At 70.3% G+C, this 24,518-nt stretch carries 27 protein-coding genes and 1 pseudogene; 9 read left to right on the top strand and 19 right to left on the bottom strand.

The features are described 5' to 3' along the window. Nucleotides 1–91: 91 nt before the first annotated feature. Nucleotides 92–475, bottom strand: a complete 384-nt coding sequence (locus NIE111_RS16690) for a phage holin family protein (RefSeq protein WP_238677616.1) — start codon at nucleotides 473–475, stop codon at nucleotides 92–94. A gap of 124 nt (nucleotides 476–599) precedes the next feature. On the opposite strand from NIE111_RS16690, the gene NIE111_RS16685 reads away from it, so the two are divergent. Both NIE111_RS16685 and NIE111_RS16680 read left to right on the top strand, forming a co-directional pair. Then, the gene (locus NIE111_RS16685; protein WP_238685273.1) at nucleotides 600–812 is read left to right on the top strand and encodes a hypothetical protein; all 213 of its coding nucleotides are present in this window, start codon (nucleotides 600–602) and stop codon (nucleotides 810–812) included. Nucleotides 813–958: 146 nt separating this feature from the next. Continuing rightward, on the top strand, nucleotides 959–2,542 hold the full coding sequence (locus NIE111_RS16680; RefSeq protein WP_238685272.1) for an LPXTG cell wall anchor domain-containing protein: 1,584 nt from the start codon (nucleotides 959–961) through the stop codon (nucleotides 2,540–2,542). 73 nt (nucleotides 2,543–2,615) lie between these two features. Here the strand turns inward: NIE111_RS16680 and NIE111_RS16675 are convergent, their stop codons facing one another. Together NIE111_RS16675 and NIE111_RS16670 are read right to left on the bottom strand one after the other, a co-directional pair. Beyond that, nucleotides 2,616–3,677 (bottom strand): LCP family protein, encoded by a 1,062-nt coding sequence (locus NIE111_RS16675; RefSeq protein ID WP_238685271.1) that lies wholly within the window; start codon nucleotides 3,675–3,677, stop codon nucleotides 2,616–2,618. A gap of 2 nt (nucleotides 3,678–3,679) precedes the next feature. Further along, nucleotides 3,680–4,159, bottom strand: a complete 480-nt coding sequence (locus tag NIE111_RS16670) for a SigE family RNA polymerase sigma factor (protein ID WP_238685270.1) — start codon at nucleotides 4,157–4,159, stop codon at nucleotides 3,680–3,682. 180 nt (nucleotides 4,160–4,339) lie between these two features. On the opposite strand from NIE111_RS16670, the gene NIE111_RS16665 reads away from it, so the two are divergent. Both NIE111_RS16665 and NIE111_RS16660 read left to right on the top strand, forming a co-directional pair. Continuing rightward, nucleotides 4,340–5,896: an LPXTG cell wall anchor domain-containing protein gene (locus NIE111_RS16665; RefSeq protein ID WP_238685269.1), complete on the top strand. Its 1,557-nt coding sequence runs from the start codon at nucleotides 4,340–4,342 to the stop codon at nucleotides 5,894–5,896. Between the two features lie 129 nt (nucleotides 5,897–6,025). After that, nucleotides 6,026–6,847 carry a DedA family protein gene (locus NIE111_RS16660; RefSeq protein WP_238685268.1) on the top strand — a complete coding sequence of 274 codons (822 nt, stop codon included), beginning with the start codon at nucleotides 6,026–6,028 and terminating at the stop codon, nucleotides 6,845–6,847. A gap of 165 nt (nucleotides 6,848–7,012) precedes the next feature. On the opposite strand, the gene NIE111_RS16655 is transcribed toward NIE111_RS16660, so the two are convergent. The 5 genes from NIE111_RS16655 to NIE111_RS16635 form a co-directional block, all read right to left on the bottom strand. Continuing rightward, the gene (locus tag NIE111_RS16655; protein WP_030332125.1) at nucleotides 7,013–7,390 is read right to left on the bottom strand and encodes an ArsR/SmtB family transcription factor; all 378 of its coding nucleotides are present in this window, start codon (nucleotides 7,388–7,390) and stop codon (nucleotides 7,013–7,015) included. A gap of 57 nt (nucleotides 7,391–7,447) precedes the next feature. Continuing rightward, complete coding sequence (pyrE, locus tag NIE111_RS16650; protein ID WP_112586136.1) at nucleotides 7,448–7,987, bottom strand: orotate phosphoribosyltransferase; 540 nt, start codon at nucleotides 7,985–7,987, stop codon at nucleotides 7,448–7,450. A 169-nt stretch (nucleotides 7,988–8,156) separates the two neighbouring features. Further along, the gene (locus NIE111_RS16645; RefSeq protein ID WP_091396159.1) at nucleotides 8,157–8,966 is read right to left on the bottom strand and encodes an SDR family NAD(P)-dependent oxidoreductase; all 810 of its coding nucleotides are present in this window, start codon (nucleotides 8,964–8,966) and stop codon (nucleotides 8,157–8,159) included. 10 nt (nucleotides 8,967–8,976) lie between these two features. Then, on the bottom strand, nucleotides 8,977–9,633 hold the full coding sequence (locus NIE111_RS16640) for a hypothetical protein (RefSeq protein ID WP_238685267.1): 657 nt from the start codon (nucleotides 9,631–9,633) through the stop codon (nucleotides 8,977–8,979). A 72-nt stretch (nucleotides 9,634–9,705) separates the two neighbouring features. Continuing rightward, on the bottom strand, nucleotides 9,706–10,470 hold the full coding sequence (locus tag NIE111_RS16635) for a hypothetical protein (protein WP_238685266.1): 765 nt from the start codon (nucleotides 10,468–10,470) through the stop codon (nucleotides 9,706–9,708). A 448-nt stretch (nucleotides 10,471–10,918) separates the two neighbouring features. On the opposite strand from NIE111_RS16635, the gene NIE111_RS16630 reads away from it, so the two are divergent. Next, on the top strand, nucleotides 10,919–11,212 hold the full coding sequence (locus NIE111_RS16630; RefSeq protein WP_238685265.1) for a hypothetical protein: 294 nt from the start codon (nucleotides 10,919–10,921) through the stop codon (nucleotides 11,210–11,212). Between the two features lie 108 nt (nucleotides 11,213–11,320). On the opposite strand, the gene NIE111_RS16625 is transcribed toward NIE111_RS16630, so the two are convergent. The 10 genes from NIE111_RS16625 to NIE111_RS16580 all read right to left on the bottom strand — a co-directional run bounded on the left by NIE111_RS16625 (nucleotide 11,321) and on the right by NIE111_RS16580 (nucleotide 20,573). Beyond that, on the bottom strand, nucleotides 11,321–11,911 hold the full coding sequence (locus NIE111_RS16625; protein ID WP_238685264.1) for a DUF4178 domain-containing protein: 591 nt from the start codon (nucleotides 11,909–11,911) through the stop codon (nucleotides 11,321–11,323). Nucleotides 11,912–11,993: 82 nt separating this feature from the next. Beyond that, nucleotides 11,994–12,848: a hypothetical protein gene (locus tag NIE111_RS16620; protein WP_238685263.1), complete on the bottom strand. Its 855-nt coding sequence runs from the start codon at nucleotides 12,846–12,848 to the stop codon at nucleotides 11,994–11,996. 69 nt (nucleotides 12,849–12,917) lie between these two features. Beyond that, nucleotides 12,918–13,289 carry a hypothetical protein gene (locus NIE111_RS16615; RefSeq protein ID WP_238685262.1) on the bottom strand — a complete coding sequence of 124 codons (372 nt, stop codon included), beginning with the start codon at nucleotides 13,287–13,289 and terminating at the stop codon, nucleotides 12,918–12,920. A 121-nt stretch (nucleotides 13,290–13,410) separates the two neighbouring features. Next, nucleotides 13,411–15,003: a polyamine aminopropyltransferase gene (locus NIE111_RS16610; protein ID WP_238685261.1), complete on the bottom strand. Its 1,593-nt coding sequence runs from the start codon at nucleotides 15,001–15,003 to the stop codon at nucleotides 13,411–13,413. 52 nt (nucleotides 15,004–15,055) lie between these two features. Next, complete coding sequence (locus tag NIE111_RS16605; protein WP_124815985.1) at nucleotides 15,056–15,478, bottom strand: DUF350 domain-containing protein; 423 nt, start codon at nucleotides 15,476–15,478, stop codon at nucleotides 15,056–15,058. A 33-nt stretch (nucleotides 15,479–15,511) separates the two neighbouring features. Continuing rightward, complete coding sequence (locus NIE111_RS16600; RefSeq protein WP_238685260.1) at nucleotides 15,512–15,937, bottom strand: DUF4247 domain-containing protein; 426 nt, start codon at nucleotides 15,935–15,937, stop codon at nucleotides 15,512–15,514. Beyond that, on the bottom strand, nucleotides 15,934–16,446 hold the full coding sequence (locus NIE111_RS16595) for a DUF2617 family protein (protein ID WP_238685259.1): 513 nt from the start codon (nucleotides 16,444–16,446) through the stop codon (nucleotides 15,934–15,936). Before NIE111_RS16595 ends, NIE111_RS16600 begins: the two co-directional genes overlap by 4 nt. 1 nt (nucleotide 16,447) lies before the next feature. Further along, nucleotides 16,448–17,074, bottom strand: coding sequence for a DUF4178 domain-containing protein (locus NIE111_RS16590; RefSeq protein ID WP_238685258.1), 627 nt, complete (start codon nucleotides 17,072–17,074; stop codon nucleotides 16,448–16,450). A 177-nt stretch (nucleotides 17,075–17,251) separates the two neighbouring features. Beyond that, on the bottom strand, nucleotides 17,252–19,843 hold the full coding sequence (gene clpB / locus NIE111_RS16585; protein ID WP_112621231.1) for an ATP-dependent chaperone ClpB: 2,592 nt from the start codon (nucleotides 19,841–19,843) through the stop codon (nucleotides 17,252–17,254). A gap of 85 nt (nucleotides 19,844–19,928) precedes the next feature. Further along, the gene (locus NIE111_RS16580; protein WP_238685257.1) at nucleotides 19,929–20,573 is read right to left on the bottom strand and encodes a TetR/AcrR family transcriptional regulator; all 645 of its coding nucleotides are present in this window, start codon (nucleotides 20,571–20,573) and stop codon (nucleotides 19,929–19,931) included. An 85-nt stretch (nucleotides 20,574–20,658) separates the two neighbouring features. Between NIE111_RS16580 and NIE111_RS16575 the strand changes: the two genes are divergently transcribed. The 3 genes from NIE111_RS16575 to NIE111_RS16565 all read left to right on the top strand — a co-directional run bounded on the left by NIE111_RS16575 (nucleotide 20,659) and on the right by NIE111_RS16565 (nucleotide 23,633). Further along, on the top strand, nucleotides 20,659–21,795 hold the full coding sequence (locus NIE111_RS16575) for an epoxide hydrolase family protein (protein ID WP_238685256.1): 1,137 nt from the start codon (nucleotides 20,659–20,661) through the stop codon (nucleotides 21,793–21,795). 117 nt (nucleotides 21,796–21,912) lie between these two features. Then, nucleotides 21,913–22,413: a cation:proton antiporter regulatory subunit gene (locus tag NIE111_RS16570; RefSeq protein ID WP_030332098.1), complete on the top strand. Its 501-nt coding sequence runs from the start codon at nucleotides 21,913–21,915 to the stop codon at nucleotides 22,411–22,413. 5 nt (nucleotides 22,414–22,418) lie between these two features. Continuing rightward, a complete protein-coding gene (locus NIE111_RS16565) occupies nucleotides 22,419–23,633 on the top strand; it encodes a cation:proton antiporter (protein WP_238685255.1) in 1,215 nt (404 codons plus the stop codon). On the opposite strand, the pseudogene NIE111_RS16560 reads toward NIE111_RS16565, so the two are convergent. Continuing rightward, nucleotides 23,622–23,852: pseudogene (locus tag NIE111_RS16560) on the bottom strand (GNAT family N-acetyltransferase); the annotation flags it as partial. The gene NIE111_RS16565 and the pseudogene NIE111_RS16560 overlap by 12 nt on opposite strands. Before the next feature lie 219 nt (nucleotides 23,853–24,071). Between NIE111_RS16560 and NIE111_RS16555 the strand changes: the two are divergent. Beyond that, nucleotides 24,072–24,503 (top strand): hypothetical protein, encoded by a 432-nt coding sequence (locus NIE111_RS16555; protein ID WP_238685253.1) that lies wholly within the window; start codon nucleotides 24,072–24,074, stop codon nucleotides 24,501–24,503. Nucleotides 24,504–24,518 lie beyond the last annotated feature (15 nt).

Here is a 24,518-nt window from a genome sequence, read left to right as displayed (position 1 = left end):
TCTTCATTTGTGCGCCGGACCGCGCTGTCCTCCGCCCGGAAGTATCCCGTAGGTGAGGTGCGCCGGAACAACCGACCCGGGTCCTAGCCGTTCACCGGCGGTCCAGGTTGTCCGGCACGATGACGCTGATCAACCAGGTCACCACTGTCATCACGATGGCTCCCCAGAACGCCGGCCAGAATCCGTCCACCTGGAACGGCAGGTCGAGCCCACTGGCGATCCGGTCGGTGAGCAGGAACAGCAACGCGTTGACCACCAGCGCGAACAGGCCCAGGGTCAGCAGGTAGAACACACAACCGACGACCCGGATCACCGGCTTGAGCACCGCGTTGATCACGCCGAAGATCAGCGCCACCACGATCAGGGTGAGGACTGTGTTGCCACCCGAACGACCGTGCACGTCGACCCCGGGCACGATCAGCGTGGTTATCCACAACGCGACAGCGGTGATCGCCAGTCTGATGAGGAAGCCCACTGCACCATCCTGGCACCGGGTCGCGTCGCCGAGGGCTGATTCCGCCTACTCCGCTTCCGGGCGGTGCGCCGGCCCAACCCGTACGGTGGGTGGGAACCGTGCCCCGAGACCCCCGGGAGGGATGATGGGTCAGCCCGACGAGGACTTCACCCCCGGCGACCACCTAGCGCCCAACGAACGCGACCCTGAGGCGGACCCGGCCGACGCGGTCGAGCAGGCCACAGTCGCCGGCCCGGCCGACGTCGACAGTGAGCCGCACCGCGGCCTGGAGGTCGGCGACTGGGACGCGATGGAGCAGGCCCGGGTGGTCACCGGGGACGAGGACGACTACCGCTGATCCGTCGCGGGGTCGGCTGCCCGTTGCGACAGGGGTGTTCAGCCGTTCGGGTCATTAAGATAGATATCGATCCGAAGGGGGTTACCGGAGGAGCCGAGGCGTCCCTAGGTTGGACGAGCGCCACCTGTACCCCCACGGGAGGACCCATGCTCAAGCACTCGCTCCGCTGGCTGACCGGGCTCGGCGCCGCAGGCGCGTTGATCGCCGCCTCCGCCACCCCCGCCGTCGCCGCACCCACGATCGAGCCCTACTTCCAGGACGCCACAGTGGCCGTCGGCTCGGAGCCGACCATCCGCGGCCTGTTGCTGTACGCCGACGAGCCGACGGTCCTCACCGACGTCTCCGTGCGGTACGACTACCGCTCCCTGGCCGACAAGGTCACTGTGACTCCTGCCGACGGCCAGGAGTGCGCCGCGCCGGAGCCTGGCGTTCTCGTCTGCACGGAACCCTCCGATGTCGTCCTGTACGAGATGCCGCCGATCGGCAGCGGGATCTACCGCAACGGGGTCAAGCGGGTGCACCTCGGCGTCACCGCAGGTGCGCAGCTCGGCGACTCCGGCGACGTCGCGGTCAGCTTCGAGGCGGCGGGCGGGCGGAGCGGCAGCTACACCTCGCACGTCCGGGTCGGCGAGGGGGTCGATTTGGCCGGCGGCCCGTTCACCAGCCTCTCCGCGAAGCCGGGTGGAAAGTTCACTGTTCCGCTGGCCGTCTCCAATGCCGGCGGCAAGGTCGTCAACGGATTCGTCGCGGTCTTCGACCTCCCCTACTCGATCCGCACCAAGGACCGGTTCAGCAACTGCCGCTACGCCGACGACCACCTGCTCTCCTGCCAGTTCGACGAGGACATCCCAGTGGGCACCGGGCTCGTCGCCACGCTGAACCTCGAACTCGCCAAGGACACCTACGCGCCGACCAACCAGTCCGGCTACGCCCAGTTCATGACCACTGCCGACTTCGAGGACCTGACCCGGGTGCGGACGGCCGTCGGCGCCCGGGCGGCCACCCCCGGTAGCGGTCCGAAGCTGACTCTGACCGGGGCGCCCGGCAGGATGCGGAAGGCCGCCCAGACCGACGTCGGCCCGGGCAACGACTACACCGGGTGGACCATCAAGGCGACCGGCACCAACGGCACCGACCTCGCGGCGATCGGGGCCACGCTCAGGGGCACGGCCGGCGCCGTCGTCACGGCGACCGTCGGCTTCCGGAACAACGGCCCGGCGACGCTCGACCGGACCAACGGAGACTTCGAGGCCGCCACCCACACGAACGTCGAACTACCGCCGGGCACCACCGCCGTCGAGGTCCCCGACAACTGCCGGTTGCGCCAGGACAGCACCCGCACGTACCTGTGCGCCTCGGAGATGCTCCTGGTGGCCGGGCAGACCTATACCGTGAAGTTCCGGCTACGGATCGACAAGGTGATCCCGAACGCCCGGGGAGCGGTGCGGGTAAACGCGCCGTGCGAGTGCCCGGCCGGCGGCGGTTTCCAGGACGACATCAAACCGGCCAACGACAGGGCCACCATCGTGGTCAACGCGGCCCAGGGCGGCGGTGGCCCGGGCGATGGTGACGGCGACGGCGACGGCGGTGGCGGTGGCGGTGGCGGTGGTTCGCTGCCCATCACCGGCGCCCCCACCAGCCTGATCGCCGGCATCGGCGCTTTGCTGCTCGTCACCGGCGCCGGCTGCTACCTGCTCGCCCGACGCCACAGCGGCCGTTTCCCCGCCTGACCCACCCCGACCCGACCGACGCCCCGCCGGCCCGTACCGGGCTGGCGGGGCGTCGTCGTGCTGTCCTCGTCCGTCAGCGGACGGGATTTACCTGCTCCGGGTGCTGCGCCGCCCACTGCGCCAACCGATCCTCGCGCAGCGCGGCGAGGAACTCCGGGCCCCGCTTCGGGTCCAGCGGCAGCCGCGAAGCGTTGCCTGCCGGAGGGCTGACCGGCAGGCTGAGCCCCACCGGGTCGACGCTCTTCAGCTCGGGCAGCACCGCCACCAGCCTGGTCAGCGGCAGGCCGTCGTCGTCGACCGCCAGATTCTTGCCGGCGGCCGACAGCAGCGCGGTGAGCCGTACCGGATTGGTCAGCACGTCCTGGGCGACCGCCCGCCGGACCAGCCCGGCGACGTAGCGCTGGGCGTTGCGGTCCCGGTCCAACGTGCCGTCGGGCAGGTAGCGCCGTTGCCGCAGCAGGTCGACGGAGGCAGCCCCGTCGAGCACCTGACAGCCGGCCGGGAAGGTCCGGCGGGTGTGCCAGGACCGCACCTCCGTCGGCAGGCACACCTCCACCCCGTCGACCGCCTCGGTGATCCGGCGTAGACCGGCGAAGGTCAGCACCGCGCCAGCGTCGACGCGTACGCCGGTCAGGTCGGCGACCACCCGGCGGGTCAGGTCGTAGCCGGCGTCCAGGTCGGGCCGGGGCTCGGCGGCACCGCTGTGGAACGCGCTGTTGAGCTTCTCGATCCCCCGGCCAGGGATCGACACCTCCAGGTCGCGCGGCAACGAGATGAGGTACGGCCGGCTCCGGTCGGCCGGGATGTGCACCAGCAGGACGGAGTCCGCCAACCGGTACGACGGTTGCTCGCCGAAGCCGTCCACCCCGAGCAGCAGGACGTTCAGCGCCCCGGACTGCACGCCAGCCGGTCGATCGGACAACAACGAGCCAACGACCGGCGGATCGGGGCGCAGCTGCGGCACCCCGACTCCGAGCGCGGCGAGCAGGGCGAGCGTGACGCCAGCGGCCTGGAACCGCTGCCGGCGGCGACGGCGGACAGCGGCGAGCCGGTCGATAGCGACCCGCAGCGGGCCGGTCGACGGGGTCAACGTCTCGTGCCGGGCGAACGCGGCACGCAGGTCATCCTCGATCATGTTCACGCCTCCACGTACTCGGCCCGGAGCGTGGCCAGGGCCCGGGAGATGGACGAACGGACGGTCCCGACGGCACAGCCGAGAATCTCGGCGATCTCGACGTCGGGCAGGTCCTCGTAGTAGCGCAGCACCAGAGCAGCCCGCTGCCGACGCGGCAGCCGGGACAGCCACGACCAGATCTGGTCCCGGTCCACGGCGGACTGTGCGTGGTCGGTGGGCACCGGCACCGTCGCGTCGGGCTCCCCGCGCAACAGCACCCGGCGCACCCACGATCCGCGCCGCCAGTCGACGTACTGGTTGGTGAGCATCCGGCGTACGTAACGCTCGGGCGAGTCCGCGCGGGCGACCCGACGCCAGTTGAGCTGGACCCGGACCATGGTCTCCTGGACCAGATCCTGGGCCTGGTGTGGTTCGCCGGTCAGCATCACCGCGTACCGCAGTAGCGGGGCCAGCCGCGTGTCCGCGAACTCCTCGTACGTCACTGCACCTCCCGGGGCTCCTGCCTCAGATGACGGAGGCGGACCGACCGAACATTGCGGTGACTCTGATCAACCTTTTGGTTCGTCTTGCTCAGCGGGCGGATTTGAGGGCTGCAGTCAGCCTTAGCGATTCCTTAAGATCCGCAGGCTCCACCTGATCCCCCAACTGGAGGAACCCCCCTCATGCTCACCCACTCCACCCGGCGTTGGCTCGCCGGACTGGGCGTAGCAGGCGCGTTCGTCGCCGCCGCCGCCCCCGCCGCCGCCGCACCGGCAGCCCTCGCCGCACCGGTAGAGAATCTCGACCTGTACGCCAACAACGTGATCGTCGCGCCCGGCGGCACCGACAAGTGGCTCACCCTCTTCTCGCTCACCACGGAGCGGCAGCCCGACGACTACACGATCAAGGTGGACCGGAGCAAGGTCTACGGTTTCGCCGACGTCGAGAGCAGCGGGGACAACTGCACCGAGTCCGGTGCGATCCTGACGTGCAAGGTCGAGGACCAGGACGACGACGGCTCGTACCTGAACCTCGTCTCCCTCGTCGTTCGCGCGAAGGCCGACGCCAAGCCCGATCAGAAGGGCGAGCTGAGGTTCACCGTCACGCCGGACGGCAAGTCCGAATCCGCCTCCTACAGCTCGACTGTGGAAATCGGCGAGGGCGTCGACCTCACCACCAACGAGTCCCTGGAGCTCAAGGGGGCGCCCGGCGCCACGCTGAAGGCCCCGTTCCAGGTGACCAACCGGGGCGAGGTGCCGGCGAAGGACGCGGTTCTCTACGTCGTCGGCGCGGACGGTCTTCAGCCGTCGAAGCGCTACGAGAACTGCGAGTACACCGATGGCCCGCTGCACGACTTCGCGTTCGCCTGCCGCTTCGACACGACCATCGGCGAGAACAGCAGCTTCCGCCTCGACGACAGCTTCGGGTTCACCGTGCCCGCCGACACCTGGGCGCCGAACACCTTCGGCGGGTTCTCCACCTGGTTCACGCCCGCCGACTGGGACGAGTACAGGTCCGAGGCCGAACTCCCGGCCAAGATCGGGCCGAACGGGACCGAGGGTGAGCTGAAGCTCGAGCCGGTCATGAACCTGCGCTCCCGGCAGACCGACGTCAACCCGTTGGACAACTCGACCTGGGTCGACCTTCAGGTGACCGGCGACCAGCGGGCCGATGTGGCAGCACGCGGCGCGACGGTGACCGGTGACGTCGGCGCCACCGTCGCGCTCACGGTCGGCTACGTCAACAACGGGCCGGCGGCCGTCAACGCGGGTGGCGGCGAGTCGCCATACGTCGGCACCACCGTCACGCTGCCGAAGGGCGTCACCGCCCTCCGCGCTTCGGAGAACTGCTTCGACTCCGAGGACGACGGGTGGGAGCCGGGCAAGCCCGGCGCGCGGGTCTACCGGTGCTTCGTGGACGGCTCGATCAAGAAGGGCGAGAAGGTCGACTACGAGTTCCAGGTGCGGATCGACCAGGCCGGCGACCAGGCCGGCGAGGTCACGCTGCGTACCGGGCGCGAGGAGACCGAGATCAAGGATCTGAACCCGGCCAACGACACCGCGCAGATCCTGGTGAACGGCGGCGGAGACGGCGGCCAGGGCGGCGGTGACGACGGCGGCTCGCTGCCGGTCACCGGTCAGTCCACCGGCCTGATCGTCGGCCTCGGCGCGCTGCTGCTCGCGGCGGGCGTCGGCGGCTACCTGGTGGCCAAGCGCCGCCGGACCCGCTTCGTCGCCTGACCCACCCCGCACCACCGGCGCCCCGTCGACCACCACGGTCGGCGGGGCGCCGTCGTTGGACCCCACGACGCGGGCGGGTGGTGACGGGCCGGTCCGGCGCGGCCGGGGCCCTGGGCTTCGGTACCCTTTGTGGCCGTGGACACAGCTGAGAAGACCCGCGCTCTCCTGGAGAGCGTCGCCCTGAACCCGCTCGATCCCAAGGATCTGTTGCAGACCTTCGGCCTGATCGGCGTGTGGGTGATCCTCTTCGCCGAGACCGGCCTGCTGGTGGGCTTCTTCTTCCCCGGTGACTCGCTGCTGTTCCTCGCCGGAGTCGCCTCGTCACCGGTGGCGGACGCGATCTTCGGTGACGGCACCCGCCTCTCCCTCACCGGTCTGCTGATCGGTGGGCCGATCTGCGCGATCGTCGGCGCGCAGCTGGGGCACTGGCTCGGCGCGCGGTACGGCCGGCCGATGTTCGAGCGGCCGAACTCCCGCCTCTTCAAGAAGGAGTACGTGGAGAAGGCCGAGTACTACTTCCAGAAGTTCGGCCCGGCGAAGGCCGTCGTGCTGGCGCGCTTCATTCCGATCGTCCGGACGTTCCTCAACCCGGTCGCGGGCGCGCTCGGCATGCCGGCCAAGAAGTTCCTGCTCTGGAACGTCGTCGGCGCGGTGCTCTGGGTGGACGGCATCCTGCTGATCGGCTACCTGCTGGCCGAGCAGATCTACCAGGCCATCGGGGACAAGATCGACCACTACATCCTGCCGGTGGTGGCCCTGATCATTGTGATCTCGGTGCTGCCGATCTTCTTCGAGTTCCTTCGCGACCGGCGGGCTCGTAAGCGCGGCGAGGCGGTCGCAGTGGTCGCGGCGGCCAGTGCCGCTGGCGCGGTGGAGGCGGCCCGTGAGGCGTTCGACCACGACCGGCACGAGCACGGCCGTCAGCGCCCGGAGCACGGTCAGGACCGTTGAGCGGTACGACGACGGCCGGCCCCCGGTGAGGGGGTCGGCCGTCGGCATGTCGAACCCGGCCTCCGGTGGTGCGACCGGGGACGAGCAGGTGTCAACCACCGGTGGCGCCACCCCTGGCTCGCCACCGGACGCCGCCCCGGCTCGGGACGGCGTGTAGTGCCTACGTCAGCGGGCCTTCTTGGTGGCCCGCTTACGCGGCGGGGTCAGCAGGTCGGCGATCGTCGCGATCGCACTCGGGACCAGGCTGTAGTACGCCCAGACACCGCGCTTCTCCCGCTGCAACAAGCCAGCCTCGGTGAGGATACGCAGGTGATGACTGACCGTCGGCTGAGAGAGGCCGAGCGGCGCCGTCAGGTCACAGACGCACGCCTCGCCCTCGGGGGCCGACTGGATCAGGCTGAGCAGCCGCAACCGAGCAGGATCAGCAAGGGCCTTGAGGACCCCGGCGAGACGCTCGGCATCGGCACGTTCGATCGGCTCGCCGTTTAGCGGCGAGATCTGAGGCATAGTCATTTCGGCCAACGCAGTTCCCACGTATTCCATCCTTCCACCAGCAGCATCGATCCGCCTGCATATCAGCAGATCCGAATCGGCAGACTTTTACGCCACAAGGCCGAGGTCAGCCAACGTATAGGCCGCCCGGTACGGCAATCCGGCGGCTCGCACCGCGTCGCCGGCGCCTCGATCAACAATAACCACCACGCCCACGACTTCCGCCCCGGCCTCGCGAAGCGCCTCGACAGCGGTCAAAACACTTCCGCCCGTCGTGGATGTGTCCTCCACCGCCAACACTCGACGGCCAGCCACCTCCGGTCCCTCGATCCGCCGTTGAAGACCGTGGGCCTTGCCCGCCTTGCGCACCACAAAGGCGTCCAGGGCCCGGCCGGTCGGAGCGGCGGCGTGCAGCATCGAGAGCGCGACAGGATCCGCGCCCAGGGTGAGGCCCCCAACGGCGTCGAACTCCCAGTCGGCGGTGAGGTCGAGCAACACCCGGCCGACCAGAGGAGCGGCCCGGTGATGGAGCGTGACGCGCCGCAGATCCACGTACCAGTCTGCCTCGCGCCCCGACGAGAGCACGACCCGGCCGTGGACCACAGCCAGGTCGGTAATGAATTTACGCAGGTCGTCGTGGTCCCCCATGGCGATAGAGGTTACTGCGCAACTCTGAACGCCGTGTGCGGGGTCCACCCTGATCAGCCCCGAGGGGAACCGATGACTGGCGATGTTCGACTACGCTCAGCAACTGGCCCGACAGCGGCGTGCCAACGCCGTCCCACCACTCGCTCGGGGTCGGCGTGCCGGTCGAAGCTCAGCGCTCGTCGCGACCGATCCGGCCGCGGGTGTCCCGCGCGACCGCCTGGAGCAGCCGCCGCGGCGCGTGTCGCATGCCGGCGACGACCACCTTGTACTTCCACGCCGGGATGCTGACCATCTTGCCTTTGCGCAGGTCACGCAGGGCTTCGTCGACCACATCCTCGGCCCGCAGCCACAGCCACTCCGGCGTCTTGGACATGTTGATGCCGGCTCGCTGATGGAATTCGGTGCGGGTGTAGCCGGGGCAGAGGGCCATCACCTGAACGCCGAACGGCCGCGCCGACTGCCCGACGGACTCACTGAAGTTGGTGACCCACGCCTTGCTGGCCGAGTACGTCGATCCGGGCATGGCCGTACCGAAACCGGCGACCGAAGAGACATTTATCACTGCCCCATTTCGCCGTTCAGTCATCGGTCGAAGCGCCGCCAGGGTCAGCCGCATGACCGCGTGCACGTTGAGTCGCAACAGTCGCGCCTCGTCCTCCGCCGTCGAGCGCAGGAACGGTTTGTTCAAGCTGATCCCCGCATTGTTGACCAGCAGGTGCACCGGGCTGCCGTCGGCGAGCCGCTGCTCCACCGTTGCGCAGCCGTCGTCGGTGGACAGATCCGCAGGGATCGTCTCCACCTCGCGTCCGTACGTGGAACCAAGCTCGGTGGCCAGCTCGGTCAGCCGCGCCGCGTCGCGGGCAACGAGCACCAGGTGCCAGCCGTCGGCGGCCAGCCGTCGCGTGAACGCCGCGCCGATGCCGGCGGTGGCCCCGGTGATCAGGGCTCGGCGCTCGGCAGTCGTGGGGTCGAGCGTCACGGAGTGGTCCTCACCTGGGCGGGTACGGGGGCGTGTGCGGCGCCGACGGGGGCTGGTGCGGGGCGGGCGGGAACATGGGCGGCGCGGTTGGCGCCGTCGGGCGGTGGCGACCGAACCAGCTGTTCGCCGCCGGCAGCGCCAGCAGCGTAGCTACTACAAGGTAACCGAGCCCCTGGGCGACGGAAAGCCCGGCGTTGAGCGGGATCCACCAGGACGGGTACGCGTCGCCGAGTAGACCCAGCAACTCGGCGAGAGACTGCTCGCCGGAGCCCAGTTGCAGTGGCGCGGCCCGTTCGCCGACGACCACCGCCACGCTGCAGCAGCCGGCGAGCAGGCCGAGCCCGCTGACCACCCAGGTCGCCACCCGGACACCGTTGCGACCGGCCAGCAGCCCGAGGGCCAGGCCGGCGAGCAGCGGCGTGGAGAGCACCGCCACCACCGCCGACAGCACCGCGGATGCGCGGAGCAGAGTCACCACGTCGTCGATCTGCTCTGGGCTCGCCGCGGTGTCGCGGGCGGCGGAGCGGAACGCGTCGACCGTCCCGCCCAGCACCACCAGGTCGACCACCGCGTACGCGAGCGCGGCGACAGCCATCACCAACAGCACGGCCGCGGCCGACAGGACGGCGGCGGGCCGGCGGGCCGGTGCCGATTCCGGGTACGACACGACGAATCCCTCCGGTAGGCGTCGGGTTGCAACCTACTCGGAGGGATCGTCGGCGTCGTGCTTATCGAGCCGTCAGTTGGTCGGCGGCGGGGTTGACCCGGGCCGGTCCGTGGGCGGCGTGTCTTCCGGTCGGTTCGCGGCCGGTGGCGGCGGGTAGCTCGGCTCCCCACTCGACGGATAACCCGGCTCACCCGATGCCTGCGGGTAGCCCGGCTGACCGGGCGCCTGCGGGTTGCCCGGGTAGTTGGCGCCTGGGGCCGGCGGCTCCCATTCCGCGGTGGCCTTGCGGAAGAACGGGTGCGCCTTCGGAAGCGCCAGCAGGATCAGCGCCGCGAGCAGCGCCGCGAGCCCCAGGATGTTCACCGCCGTGCTGGTCGGGCCATACCAGGATGGGAGGGCATCCGACATGCTGCGCTCGACCTCTGCGCCGCTCGGCGCATCGCCGCCGCCGCCCGACGCGCCCTGCGAAAATCCGGACGCACCGCTGACGACCGAGCCACCGACACAACAGACCAGGATGCCGCCGACCACCCAGGTGGCGATCCGGGTTCCGTTGCGTCCACGGTTGTTGAACATCGCCAGCACGACCAGGACGAGCGCGAGCACCAGGACCACCGCGACGGAGGCAACCGCGAAGGCGACGGCGACCGTTCCAATGGTCTCGACATCCTCGGTGCCCTCGTACGCGTCCTGGAAGCCCTGCTTGATGCTGCCACTCACGCTGATGACCATGATCAGGCTGAGCAGCTGGGTGAACGCGAACAGCAGCAACAGATACGTCGAGATCGTCACGACACCCGGGCGCACTGGAGTCGGCTTGCTGAGAGGATTGGCCATGGCTCTCCTTATGTGATCAGGATGACACCGTATCGACACCGCCCTACGAGCGACAGTTCAGGGACAAAGGCCCAGGCGGAGATGTGGGTGCGATCCGCAGCGCCGGGCCACTGTGGGCAGCGCGTCGGACGGTCGACTGGCGCGCCTGCTCGTGACGGTCTCTCGTCGTCGTCGACCGGGGCCTTGGGCGGAAGAGCCGTCAACTTCGACGGTTGTCTGCGCCATAAGGCTAGATCGCAAACATTAGAGAAGCCTTGAACTGCAAAGACCTGAGTGGACACGGTGACCGGGGTTGCCAGCCAGGCCAGAGCATGTTCCCATAGATGGGCGTTGACGGCCAGCAATTGGTAGTCAACGAGGCTTCGTGGGCCCACGGGGGGTTTGCAAGCTGTCTTGGACAGCCGGCCTGTCTTGGACAGGAAATGCCAAACGCTCAGAAGGAGCAAGGATGCAAAAGATTGTTCGCGCTGCGGTCCTGTCCGGCGCGCTCGCTGTCGGTTCGCTCACCTTGGCCGCACCAGCGCAGGCTGCCCCGACCGTTTCAGCAGCTCCCGTGGCCAGCGCCGCAGGGGATTACCAGGCCATGGGCTGGCCGGCGTGGGGCGTCTACCGAAATCTCGCCACCTGCATCTCCGAAGGCGTGAGGCTCCAGAACGCCGGAATCCTCAGCGACTTCGCGTGTGTTCCCAATTTCTTCAACGTTCAAAGTATGCCGCACACCCTCCTCGGGCTGTTGGCTTAATTTCTAGATGGTTGCACCGCAGCCGGGTCGGTTCACATTTAAGTAGCCGACCCGGCCGCGGAGCAGCAATTGGACGACGACCGAGCGTCCGTCCAATTCTCCCACCATTCAACTCGCTTGAGAGCCGCCGCCTGTGCGAATTACCAGATCGGCGGGGTCAAGCAGATTACCGCGGGCGACTCGCCAGCCCTCTTCGCCGTACGCCTCGAAGGAGAGCCGCGCGCCGCCACCGGACTGGTAGTCGTGGTAGCGCATCGTCCCGGTCGACGGCAGCTCGGTCTCTCCGGTGGCGGTGTAACGCGCCTGCCCGGTCTCGGCCCAGGTGTAGCGCCGCCCGCCCAGTTCGATGGTCGGTGCGCCCGGGGTGACGGTGGCGCCCGGTTCGGCGGTCCAGAACACCAACTCGAGTTCGGGGCCGTTCTCCACGGAGAGCCGGTGGCGGGTGCCGGAGTCGTCGTCGAGGAGGTGCTGCACCCAACTCCAGTCGCCCTCGACCAGACGGATAGTGGCACTCACCGCGTACTCCCGCTCCCGGATCCGCACGCGGTCGCCCGGGGTCAGCCGGAGTGGGCCGTCGCGCGGCGGCTCCGCCGGCTGGCCGTCGGGCCGGCCCGTCGGCCGTCGGCGGGCCCGCACGACGACCACTACCACCGCGAGTACGACAACAGCCGCCACCAGGCACGTCACCAGCGCGTCCACCCGACCACCTCCCCAGGTACGTCGGCGCAGACGGTAACAACCCTCGGCACCAGGAAGGCCCGCGCTGTGGCCGACAGCTCAGCTAGCGAAGGTGCCCGGGTGCGTCCTCCGGAGGCGCCGCCGGCGGTCCCGTCGGCCCTGGTGGGGTGCCCGGCGCGCCCGCCGTCAGGTGCGCGGCCGGGTCGGGGCAGATCAGGTAGCCGGGTGGGAGCGGCTGGTTCGGCGGCAGGAAGCCCGGCACGAGCGGAGCTGTCGGGTATCCGTAACCGGTCGGGGCGTAGGTGGGGACGGGCATCACCCAGGCTGGGCCGGGCAGCGCCTCGTTCGCGGTACGCGGCACGAACCAGCGGTTCGCCGGCGGCAGCGCCAGCAGCAGGACCACGGCGGCGGAAAGGGCCAGGACGGTGAGCACCCCCAGCCCCGCCGCGGGGAAGAACAGGTCGTCCCAGGGATCGGTGCCGGAGTAGAGCGTGTCGTAGAACGTCGAGGTCTCCCACTCTTCGTCCCAGTCCGGTGGCGGCTCGTCCCCCATTTCCGGCATGGTCAGCAGCGGCACGAGGAACCCACCGGAACAGCACTGCGCGAAGCAGACCAGCAGCTGCGCGCCACTGGCCACGAAGACCAGGATCCGCGCGACGTTGGCGCCCCGCCGGACCCGGCCGGCGGTGGCCGCCAGCCAGACCGCGAGCAGCACCGCCGGCACGCCGAGGATCAGCGTCATCGCGACGTTGCCCTGCCGCTCGCCAGCCACCTCGTCCGGGTCGGCGTCCGGCACCAGTCGTGCCGCGCGGTCGATCTGGCCGTCGAAGTGCACCGCCTCGGCCACCGTCAGCGCGGCCAGGCCGAGCAGCACCAGCACCGATGCCAGTTGCAGCCAGAAGGCGATGGTCACGGTGACCGGGCGGGGCGGACGCGGCGCGGCGACGGGCGGGCTCATGGCTCGCAACGTACGGCGCGGCGTCGGCGACCGGCAGAACCAATCGGGCAGCACCGGCCGGCGAATGGATCATGCTGCGGCGAGCCGCCGACTGGCGTACGTGCCAAGGGTTTCGCGGTCCATCACGCAGCCGACGAAGGTGGTGAACTCGCTCGGATCGTCCCGCAGCGACGTCCAGGCCGCTCGGGCCGCCTCCGGGTCGACGCGCTCCAGCAGCGTGGCCGCGTACGCCCGACCGGCGGGTGTGCCGTCGGCCAGCACCCGGTCGAGCTGGCGGCGTACCTCCTCGGGGTGGTCGCTGAGGGCGGCCTCGACCCGGTGGTACGCCTCGGTCACCGGCAACAGCGTGCCCGCGATCCCGACCCCACCGAAGGCGAGCGTGTCAGCCGCCACCAACTCGTCGACGGCGGCGCCCAATTCGCGCTCCCAAGCCTTCCGCATCCCAAACATGCCTCCACCCTTTCCCCGTCCGCCCCCACTCCACCCCGTTAATCACGAGGTTTGCGCCATGCGCGGACACTCTCCCGACACAGCGCCTGGTGCAGACGCCCGGTGGTGGGGGTCAGTAGCCGCGCCACTCCGTGCGGGCGTAGTCGAGGACCCTCGGTTGGAGGAGGGTGCTGGGGGGCACGTTCAGGCGGGCGCGGTCGGGGGGAAAGGCCGCCGCCGCCCGCAGCACGCCCGGGTCGAGGAAACGCAGCCGGGGCGCGTCGGCCGGCAGTTCGAGCACCGGCGGAACGGTTCCCGCCGTGGCGAGCAGGAAACCCCAGTCTCCGAAGGACGGCACGTCGACGTGGTACGGCACAGTGGCGAAGCCCGCTTCCCGCACCGACGCATCGATCGACCAGTAGGAGCGGGGCGCGAAGTACGGCGATCCGGACTGCACCACCAGCCGTCCCTGCTCGGCGAGCACCGACCTGATCAGCGCGTAGAACTCGACTGTGTAGAGCTTGGCAGTGGCCGTCTCGTCCGGGTCGGGCAGGTCGGCGACCACCACGTCGAAACGCTCGGCGGCGGTACGCAACCAGCCGAACGCATCGGTGTTCAGCACCCGTACCCGGGGGTCGTCGAGCGAACCGTCGTTGAGTTCCCGCAACTGCGGCACTGTGCTGGCCAGCGCCACCACCGCCGGGTCGAGGTCGACCACTGTCACCCTGCGCACGTCCGGGTACCGCAGGATCTCCCGGACGGCGAGGCCGTCGCCGGCGCCGAGAACCAGGACGTCGCCGCGCGGGCCGCGCATCGCCGGATGCACCAGCGCCTCGTGGTAGCGGTACTCGTCGACCGAGCTGAACTGAAGATCACCGTTGAGGAACAACCGCAGGTCGGTGTCGGCGTGGCCGACCTCCCGCACCGACCGGGTCAGCACGATCTCCTGGTAACGGGAGCGTTCGGCGTACACCACGGGGTCCCGGTAGAGCTGCTGCCGGGCGGTCACCTCGAAGTCGGCGGCGGTCACCCAGGCGTACCCCAGGCAGAGCGCGACCACGACAGAGCCGGCGCCGAGGACGAGCCGGGCGCGGCGGCTCAGCTCCCTCCGGAACACAGTGCAGACCAGGGCGAGACCGGCCACCGCGTTCACCGCGCCGACCACCAGGGCACCCTTGAGCTGGCCGAAGACGGGGATCAACAGGAACGGGAAGGCGAGCCCGCCGAGCAGTGCCCCGACGTAGTCGGCGGCGAACAGGTCGGCCACCGCACTGCCGGCGGCCTGCTCGCGGATGCGCTGCAGCATCACCATCAACAACGGAATCTCCGCGCCGATCAGCAGGCCCAGCACGAAGGCGGTGCCGACCAGCGCCGGACCGTACAGGTCGAGCCAGGCGAAGGCGGCGTAGAGGCCGAGCACGGACAGACCACCGAGCAGGGCCAGGGTCAGTTCGATCACCGCGAACGCTGCGGCGGCCCGGGGCTGCAACGGCTTCGCGACCAGCGCGCCGACCCCCATCGCGAAAACCATCACGCCGAGCACGATCGACGCCTGCCCGACGGTGTCGCCGATCAGGTAGCTGCCGAGCGCGACCAGGGCCAGCTCGTAGACCAGCCCGCAGGCGGCGCAGACGAAGACCGCGACCAGCACCGCCGCGCGGGCCAGCCGCCAGTGCGGCCGGGCCTCTGTGCCGCCGTCGACCACCGGCGGCGCCCCGGTGCTCATGACCGCCTCGGGTACGGCCGACCGGCACCGCCCGGTCGCGGTCCCCCGGTCATCAGAGGATCGCGGCGGCGATGATCGCGCCGGTGGCCAGGTGCACCACTGCCGACACCCACACGGCGGGGTGCGGCTCGGGGTCGACCAGCAGTTCGCCGAGCCGGCCCGGGGTCACCGCGTCGAGCAGCAGGAACGCCGCGGCCATGATCACCAGGCCGACGATCCCGTACGCCGCCGCGCCGACCAGCCCCAGGGCGAGGTCGTCGTCGCTGGCGACGATCGCCGCGACCACGATGGTGCCGACGCCGAGCAGGTTGGACGCGAGCAGTAGCGCCGCGTTGCGGTTGCGCTCGGTCCAGATCAGTTCGTGGAGCTTGCCGGGAGTGGTCAGGTCGACCAGCCCGTAGCCGACGCCCATGAGGACGACGCCGACCGCGCCGAAGGCGAGGGTGGCCAGTAGATCGGTGACGAGGTTCTGCACGGAGGGCTCCAGGTCAAGGGGTCGGGCGTCGGGCTACTTGCCGGCGCCGGGGCCGCCGCCCCGCACGCTGCTGCCGCGTCCCCAGCCCCAGTACGACCCGACGGTCGAGTGGTAACGGGGTTGAGCGGTGTCCATGTCTTCGAGCAGGATCACCGAGCCGGCGGCGATCGGCAGGATCACCACCGAGTCGTCGTCGTAGCGCAGGTAGACGCCACTGCCGTCGGCGTACCTGTCGGACGGCTTCCACGCGTCGGTCAGTTCCTTGGCGACAGTGGTCGGTGACGTGGACGAGGTGTACGCGGTCGCTTCCCGGCCGATGTCCCGGCTGGCCGCTCGCGAGTACCTGTCCTGCACATAGGCACGCGGGGAGAAGGTGCCGTTGACGAGCGCGAAGGCCGCGACCAGCACACCGACCACTGCCGTCGCCGCGCCCACCACGAACCAGCGTCGGTACGTCATCGCAGTGCCACCACCGTCTCGGTCAGGACCAGCTCGTTGGTCTGGGGGTACGCGTGCCAGGTACGCCAGCCGACCGACAGGTGCGGCAGGTCGGTGCGCACGGCCAGCGCGGTGACCGCGTCCGGGTCACCGGGAAAGACTCCGACCAGGGCGTACGGGTCGTCGGCCAGGTCGGCGCGGAGCCCGGCGATCCGGGTGTGCAACTCACCGTCGGCGGGGCGCAGCACGCTGGCGGTGAAGCGGTAGCCGCCCGCCTCGTCGTGCAGGGCGTCGGGCAGGTGCGGCGGCCGACCGGGCAGGCAGGCGACCGTCTCGGTGAGTTCGGCCGCACCGCCGGGTTCGGCCAGCACGACCTGGTGGGACGCGCCCAGCAGGCGCAGCCGCAGCCGGACGCCCCCGGGCAGCGTGAGGTCGCGGACGTGCAGCGCGGGCCGCTCCGGTCCGCCGAGTGCCAGGCTCAAGTCGGCGGCGCAGGTGTCGACGTACGGGGTGTGGAGGCTCACCAACACGTCAGCTGGCCTCCGGCCCGGCCTGTGGGTACACCATCACGTCGGCGCGGTGCAGCTGCTCGCCCAGGGAGACCTCCCAGCCGGCCTGGCCGTACGCCTCGAAGGAGAGCCGTTCGCCGCCCTGTGCCCGGTAGTCGTGGTATCGAAGGGTGCCACTGGGGTCGAGGCCGGTGCTGCCGGTGGCGGTGAAGCGGGCCTGACCGGACTCTTCCAAGGCGTAGCGGCGGCCGGCGAAGTCGAGGGTGGACCCACCGGGGGTGATCGTCGCGGCCGGCTCGGCGGTCCAGAGCACCAGCTCCAGGTCCGGGTCCTCCTCCACGGAGAGCCAGCGCTTGTCGCCCTCGACGGTGTCCAGCAGGTGCTCCGCCCAGCTCCAGCCGCCCTCGTTCAGATGCACCGAGCCTCGGACCGCGTACGACACCCGGCGGATCTCGACGATGTCGCCGGGCTTGAGCCGGCGCGGGTCGCCGCGGAGCGCGTCGCTGTCGGTGTCCCGGAACGGGTCTGCGGGTGCCGCCGGTCGGGCGGCCTTGCGGCCCTTGCGCACCGCCACCACCGCCACCACGACCCCGGCGACTCCGATCAGACACCCCAGCGTCGTCACCAGGTACGCCACGGGACCGTTCATGCCGACCACCTCCCCAAGTGCGTCGGCGGGAACGGTAACAACCCCGCGCACCTGGAGAAACTCATCGTCGTCTGGTGATACGGCAGCTACGGAGCGTTCCGGTGGGGTGCCGTCGGGGCGGAGAGACGGGTCGGGCCGACCCCGCCCGCGAGGCGGGGTCGGCCCGGGTGCGACGGATCAGGCGGCGGTGACGGAGAGGGTGTTGGTTTCGGTGGCGCGGTCCACCTTCACCGTTTCGCCGTCGCGGATCTGGCCGGACAGGAGGGCCTTCGCCAGTTGGTCTCCGATTGCGGTCTGGACCAGGCGACGGAGCGGTCGCGCACCGTAGATCGGGTCGTAGCCGTGCTCGGCCAGCCAGTCCCGGGCGGCATCGGTGATCTCCAGACCCAGCCGGCGATCGGCCAACCGCCGCCGCATTCGGTTCAACTGGATGTCGACGATGGAGCGCAGGTCGTCCCCGCGCAGCGAGGCGAAGACCACTATGTCGTCCAGCCGGTTGAGGAACTCCGGCTTGAAGTGCGACCGGACCACGGCCAGCACGCCCTCCCGGCGCTGCTCGTCGGCGAGCGTCAGGTCGCTGATCACCGACGACCCGAGGTTGGACGTGAGGATCAGGATCGCGTTACGGAAGTCCACGGTGCGGCCCTGGCCGTCGGTGAGCCGGCCGTCGTCGAGCACCTGGAGCAGCACGTCGAAGACGTCCGGGTGGGCCTTCTCCACCTCGTCCAGCAGCACCACCGAGTACGGCCGTCGGCGCACCGCCTCGGTGAGCTGACCACCCTCGTTGTAACCGACGTAGCCGGGCGGGGCACCGACCAGGCGAGCGACCGAGTGCTTCTCGCCGTACTCGCTCATGTCGATGCGGACCATGGCCCGCTCGTCGTCGAAGAGGAACTCGGCGAGGGCCTTGGCCAGCTCGGTCTTGCCGACGCCGGTGGGGCCGAGGAAGAGGAAGCTGCCGGTCGGGCGATCCGGGTCGGCGATACCGGCCCGGGCGCGGCGTACCGCGTCGGAGACCGCGCCGACCGCCTCGGTCTGGCCGACCACCCGGCCGCCCAGCGACTCTTCCATCCGCAGCAGCTTGGCCGTCTCACCCTCCAGCAGGCGGCCGGCGGGGATGCCGGTCCAGGAGGCGACCACCGCGGCGATGTCGTCCGCGCCGACCTCCTCCTTGAGCATCGCGCCGTCGGCCTGGAGCTGGGCCAGTTCCTCCGCGGCCTGCTTCAGCTCGACCTTCAGGGCGGGGATCCGGCCGTAGCGCAGCTCGGCGGCGCGTTCCAGCTCGCCGTCCCGCTCGGCCCGCTCGGCCTCGCCGCCGAGGCGTTCCAACTCCTCCTTGGCGGTGGAGAGCTTGGTGATGTGGCTCTTCTCCGTCTGCCAGCGCTCGGAGAGCACTGTGAGCTGCTCGCGCTTGTCGGCCAACTCCTTGCGGAGCCGCTCCAACCGCTCGGCCGAGGCGGCGTCCGGCTCCTTGGCCAGGGCCATCTCCTCGATCTCCAGCCGGCGGACCGCCCGCTCGATCTCGTCCACCTCGACCGGACGCGAATCGATCTCCATCCGGAGCCGGGACGCGGACTCGTCGACCAGGTCGATCGCCTTGTCGGGCAGGAACCGGTCGGTGATGTAACGGTCGGACAGCGTCGCGGCGGCCACCAGCGCGGCGTCGGTGATCCGTACGCCGTGGTGCACCTCGTAGCGCTCCTTGAGCCCACGCAGGATGCCGATGGTGTCCTCGATGGTCGGCTCACCGACGAGCACCGGCTGGAAGCGGCGCTCCAGCGCCGGGTCCTTCTCGATGTGCTCGCGGTACTCGTCCAGCGTGGTGGCGCCCACCATCCGCAGCTCGCCACGGGCCAGCATCGGCTTGAGCATGTTGCCGGCGTCCATCGAGCCTTCGCCCTTGCCGGCGCCGACGACCGTGTGCAGTTCGTCGAGGAACGTGATGACCTGCCCGTTGGAGTTCTTGATCTCCTCCAGGACGGACTTCAGCCGTTCCTCGAACTGGCCGCGGTACTGGGCGCCGGCGACCATCGCGCCGAGGTCCAGCGAGATCAGCTTCTTGTCGCGCAGCGACTCGGGCACGTCGCCGGTGACGATCCGCTGGGCCAGACCCTCGACGATCGCGGTCTTGCCGACGCCGGGCTCGCCGATCAGCACCGGGTTGTTCTTGGTACGCCGGGAGAGCACCTGGATGACCCGACGGATCTCGGAGTCCCGGCCGATGACCGGGTCGATCTTGCCGTCCCGGGCACTGGCGGTCAGGTCGACGCCGTACTTGGTGAGGGCCTGGTAGGTCTGCTCCGGGTCGGCGGTGGTGACCCGACGGTCCCCACCGCGAACGGTCGGGAAGGCGGCGACCAGGGCCTCCTCGGTGGCACCGGCGGTCTTCAGCGCGCCGGACACCGCCCCGCCCACCCGGGCCAGGCCGGCGAGCAGGTGCTCGGTGGAGGTGTACTCGTCGCCCAGCGGCCGGGCGATCTGCTCGGCGGCGCCGATGGCGTTGACGAACTCCCGAGCCAACGTCGGCTCGGCGATGCTGGAGCCGCGCGCGGCCGGCAGGTTGTCGACGGCGCGCTGGGCGGCCTGGCGCAGCTCGGTCGGGTCTGCCCCGACGGCGCGCAGCAGGCCGGTGGCGGTCGAGCCGTCGGTGTCCAGGAGTGACAGGAGCAGGTGCCAGGGCTCCACCGTGGCGTGACCACGCTGGTTGGCCAGGGCGACAGCGCCCGTGATGGTTTCGCGGCTCTTGGTGGTGAGTCTTTCGGTGTTCATGGGCTCCCCCGGATCGGCGTTGTCCATTGGGTTGGACACAACCAGAGTTGAGCGTATTCCGCTCAACCTTAGCGCGTGACGGCCATCACTCCCGGCGCCGCCACCGCCAGTCGAACTCGCCGGCCGCCGGCGGCGGGCCGGGCAGCGGGTCCGCTCCCGGTGCCGACGACAAACCGGCCAGCAGGACCGCGAGCTGCCGGCGGCGCAGTTGGCGGGTCCGCTCCGGATCGGGTACGCGGACCGCCGCGCACGCCTCCAACAACAACCCCAGATCGTGTACGACAGCGTCCGGGCGCAGCCGCCCGCTGGCGTGGGCTCGGTCGACCAGAGCTGTCGCCAACTCACCGGCGCGCATCGCGTCCCGGCCCATCTCCTCGGTCGGGGTGAAGGTGCCGGCCAGGTGGACGGTGAGCGAGTGCACGTCGGCGTCGACCACCCGGGCCAGGAATCCGGTGAACGCGGCCCAGTCGTCCGGCTCGTCGAGGGCGGTCTCGGCCTCCGCGACGTACCGGCGCAGCCCGTCGTGGCAGAGCTGGCGCAGCAGGTCTTCCTTTCCCGCGTACCGCCGGTAGAGGGCGCTGATGCCGACGCCCGCGCGCTCCGCGACGGCGGCGATCGGGGCCTTCGGGTCGTCGAGGAAGACGGCGCGGGCGGCTTCGAGGATGACCTCGTCGTTGCGGGCGGCCTGGGCACGGCGACCGCCCAGCGTCTTGCCGGAAGTCGTTGACATGCCCCCAGCCTAACAGTGGAACGGATCGTTCCGCTCTGCTATGGTGATTGCAGAACGAAACATTCCGTTCCGAAGGAGTTCCCGCATGAGCGCCACCGCGATCAGTCCGTTCCGCGTCGAGATCCCGCAGACCGCCCTCGACGACCTGGCCACCCGGCTGGGCCGCACCCTCTGGCCCGCCGAACTGCCCGGTGCCGGCGACTCGTACGGGATGAGCACCGACCGGGTACGCGCCCTCGTCGACCGGTGGCGGGGCGGGTTCGACTGGCGCGCCGTCGAGGCCCGCCTGAACGCTCACCCGCAGTTCGTCACCGAGATCGACGGCGAGCGGATCCACTTCCTGCACGTCCGATCGTCCCGGCCGGACGCCACAGCGCTGGTGCTCACCCACGGCTGGCCCGGCTCGGTGCTGGAGTACCTGGACGTGATCGCCCCGCTCACCGAGCCGACCGACAGGGACGCGCCGGCCTTCCACGTGGTCGTCCCGTCGCTGCCCGGCTTCGGGTTCTCCGGCCCGACCCACGGCGCCGGCTGGAACCGGTTCCGCATCGCCCGCGCCTGGGCCGAGCTGATGGACCGCCTGGGGTACGACAGCTACGGCGCGGTCGGCAACGACGCCGGCTCGATGATCGCGCCGGAGTTGGGCCGGATCGCCCCGGAGCGGGTGCTCGGCGTACACGTCACCCAACTCTTCTCGTTCCCCTCCGGCGACCCGGCCGAGTTCGCCGGGCTCTCCGAGGCGGACCAGGCGGCGCTCGGGCACCTCCAGTGGTTCTACGAGAACAAGTTCTCCTTCAACCAGGTGCACAGTCAGCAGCCGCAGACCCTGGCGTTCGCGCTGGCCGACTCGCCGGTGGGGCTGCTCGCCTGGAACGCCCAGCTCTTCGACGAGAGCCTGGACGCCGACTTCGTGCTGGCCAACATCGCGCTCTACTGGTTCACCGGCACTGCCGCCTCGGCGATCCGGCTCTACTGGGAGGACGCGCACGCCGGCGAGCCGCCGACCGAGCCGACCACCGCTCCGACCGCGCTGGCCATGTTCCCCGGCGACTTCCAGTCCATCCGCCGCTTCGCCGAACGGGACCACTCGAACATCGTCCGGTGGACGGCGTACGAGACCGACGTCGACGGCCGGGGCGACGTCGGCGGTCACTACGCGGCCCACCAGGCCCCCGAGGTGCTGGTCACCGACATCCGCGAGTTCTTCGCCAGCCTCCGCTGACCCCGACGTGCCCAGGTGCCCGCGCCCGCTCTGCCGGCGCGGGCACCGACCGCTTGATCCGAGGAGGGCTGTCCCTCCAAGATCTGCGTTCTGTTCACGAAGCGGTAGCCTTGGACTGTGCGAGTACGTGTCGAGCAGACCGCCTTACCCGGGATCGGGGTACGTCACGATCTGGTGACGGAGTCCGGACGCCGCCTGGGCGTCGTTTCCCACCGCAATGGCCGCCGTGATCTCGTTCTCTACGATCCCGACGACCCGGACGCCTGCCAGTCGGACATCCCGCTGACCGACGACGAGGCTGAGGCTCTCGCCGACATCCTCGGCGCGTCGCTGATGCTCGGCCAGCTCTCCGGGCTCCGGGAGCAGGCCGCCGGTCTGCTCACCGAGCAGATCGCCATCACGGCCGGCTCCCCGTACGTCAACCGGAAGCTCGGCGACACCAAGGCGCGTACCCGCACCAGCGCCTCCATCGTGGCTGTACTGCGTGAAGGCGAAGTGATCGTTTCGCCACTCCCCTCCTTCCGCTTCGCGGCCGGCGACGTGGTGGTCGTTGTCGGGACCCGTAGAGGTCTCGACGGCGTTTCCGCCATCCTCGCCGACAGTGACCCGGACGGCTGAGGCGGATGCACGATTTCACCACGCTGCTCATCGAAGTCGGTGCGCTGCTGCTGCTGCTTGGGCTTCTCAGCCGGCTCAGCCGGCGATTCGGCCTCTCTCCCATTCCCCTCTACCTGCTCGCCGGGCTCGCGTTCGGGCACGGCGGGCTGCTGCCGCTGGACGCCAGCGAGGAGTTCTTCGCGGTCGGCGCCGAGATCGGCGTCATCCTTCTGCTGGTGATGCTCGGGCTGGAGTATTCAGCCAACGAACTCGTCGGCAACCTGCGCTCGGCGGCACCGGCCGGGCTGATCGACGGCGTCCTCAACGCGCTACCCGGCGCGGGGTTCGCCCTGCTGCTCGGCTGGGACTGGGTCGCCGCCCTGGTACTCGGCGGCATCACCTGGGTGTCCTCCTCCGGGGTGATCGCCAAGGTCCTCGCCGACCTGGGCCGGCTCGGTAACCGGGAAACCCCGGTGATCCTCTCGGTGCTGGTCATCGAGGACCTGGCAATGGCCCTCTACCTGCCGCTCGTCACCGCCGTACTGGCCGGCACCGGCCTGCTCGGCGGCGGAATCGCGCTCACCATCGCGGTGGGCACTGTGCTGATCGTGCTGGTGGTCGCCATCCGGTACGGCCACCTGATCTCGTCCGCCCTGTCGGTGAAGGACCCGGAGGCGCTGCTGCTCGGCGTACTCGGTCTGACATTGCTGATCGCGGGCCTCGCCGCGTCGCTCAAGGTGTCGGCGGCGGTCGGCGCGTTCCTGGTCGGCATCGCGCTCTCCGGCCCGGTGGCGCACCACGCCACCGAATTGCTCTCGCCGCTGCGGGACCTGTTCGCCGCTGTGTTCTTCGTCTTCTTCGGCCTGACCACCGACCCGCAGGACATCCCCCCGGTGCTGCTGCCGGCGCTCGCGTTGGCAGTGGTCACCATGGCGACGAAGACGCTCACCGGCTACCTGGCCGCCCGCCGGGTCGGCATCGCGGAACCCGGTCGATGGCGGACCGGCCTGGCACTCGTACCCCGAGGTGAGTTCTCCATCGTCATCGCCGGGCTCGCGGTGGCCGCTGGGAGTGTCGAGCCGCGGTTGGCGGCGCTGGCCGCGACGTACGTCCTGATCACCGTGGTGACCGGGCCGATCCTGGCCCGGCTGCCGGACTACCCGTGGTTCAAGCGGTGGCTGCGCAACCGCGCGGCGGCCCAACGGCGGGAGCCGATCCCGGTCGCCGACTCACTGCACTGAGATCCACCTGAACGCCGCGGCGGCGTGCGTCGCACCCTCGCGGAGGTAGAAGCGGTGCGCCTCGGTCCGGGCGAGGCCGGACTCCAGGAAGACATAGTCGGCACCCTTGTCGTGCGCCCACGCCCTGGCCGCCGCCAGGAGGCGGGAGCCGACACCCCGGGAGCGCCACTCGGGGTGCACGGCGAGATCCTCGCGAAAAGCCACTCCAGCCCCTCGACGAAGTCGGCCTCGGCACCCCGCCGTAACCGTCTAACGTGGATTGTCATAGGAGCGTCATCGGCTGCGCTGTCGATGCAACGGACCCGCCCGTGCCAACGGTTGCGGAATTGCTCCTCGCGGGTACTACCGCAGCACCCGACGGCGGGTTACCGTTTCGCCCCAGCAGCCAGGGTCCGCAGGCAGCGTTGCCAAACGCGGGCGAGAGCGGAAGGTTGGCCGGTGAGCGTGCAGGAGTCGACGTTCCACGGCTTCGCCAACCCCGTCGATCCGACTCCGGCGGAGTTGCGAGCCTGGGCGTACAAGCCCGATTCGGTGCCGTTGGCCTCGATGCCACCCGACTGGGACCTGCTGGTCTCCGGCGACCGGCTGGTGTTGACGCTCTTCGAGTTGGCGATGGATCCAAGCTGCCCGGCCCGGCGGTTCGCGCTGCACTGCCTCTACATCTACGCGGCCGACGGCATCCGGACGAACTTCCGCGCCCACCCGAAGCGCCGCTTCCGCAAGCTCGTCGAACAGGCCGAGCGTGACGGCGACGAACTGATGAAGGTCTGGGCGCACAACGGCCGGGTGCTGTTGGCCCGACCGGACCTCTTCGTCTACCGGGACTGGTGCGAGGGCGGCCTGGTCCGCGAAAACCGCCGCCTCGGCTGAGACGACTCAGGTGGC

It is taken from the genome of Micromonospora hortensis (genome assembly GCF_022230935.1).
In the GTDB taxonomy this organism is placed as follows: domain Bacteria; phylum Actinomycetota; class Actinomycetes; order Mycobacteriales; family Micromonosporaceae; genus Micromonospora; species Micromonospora hortensis.
The sequence above is the reverse complement of the archived record's forward strand: the minus strand, read 5'-3'. Positions and strand labels throughout refer to the sequence as shown.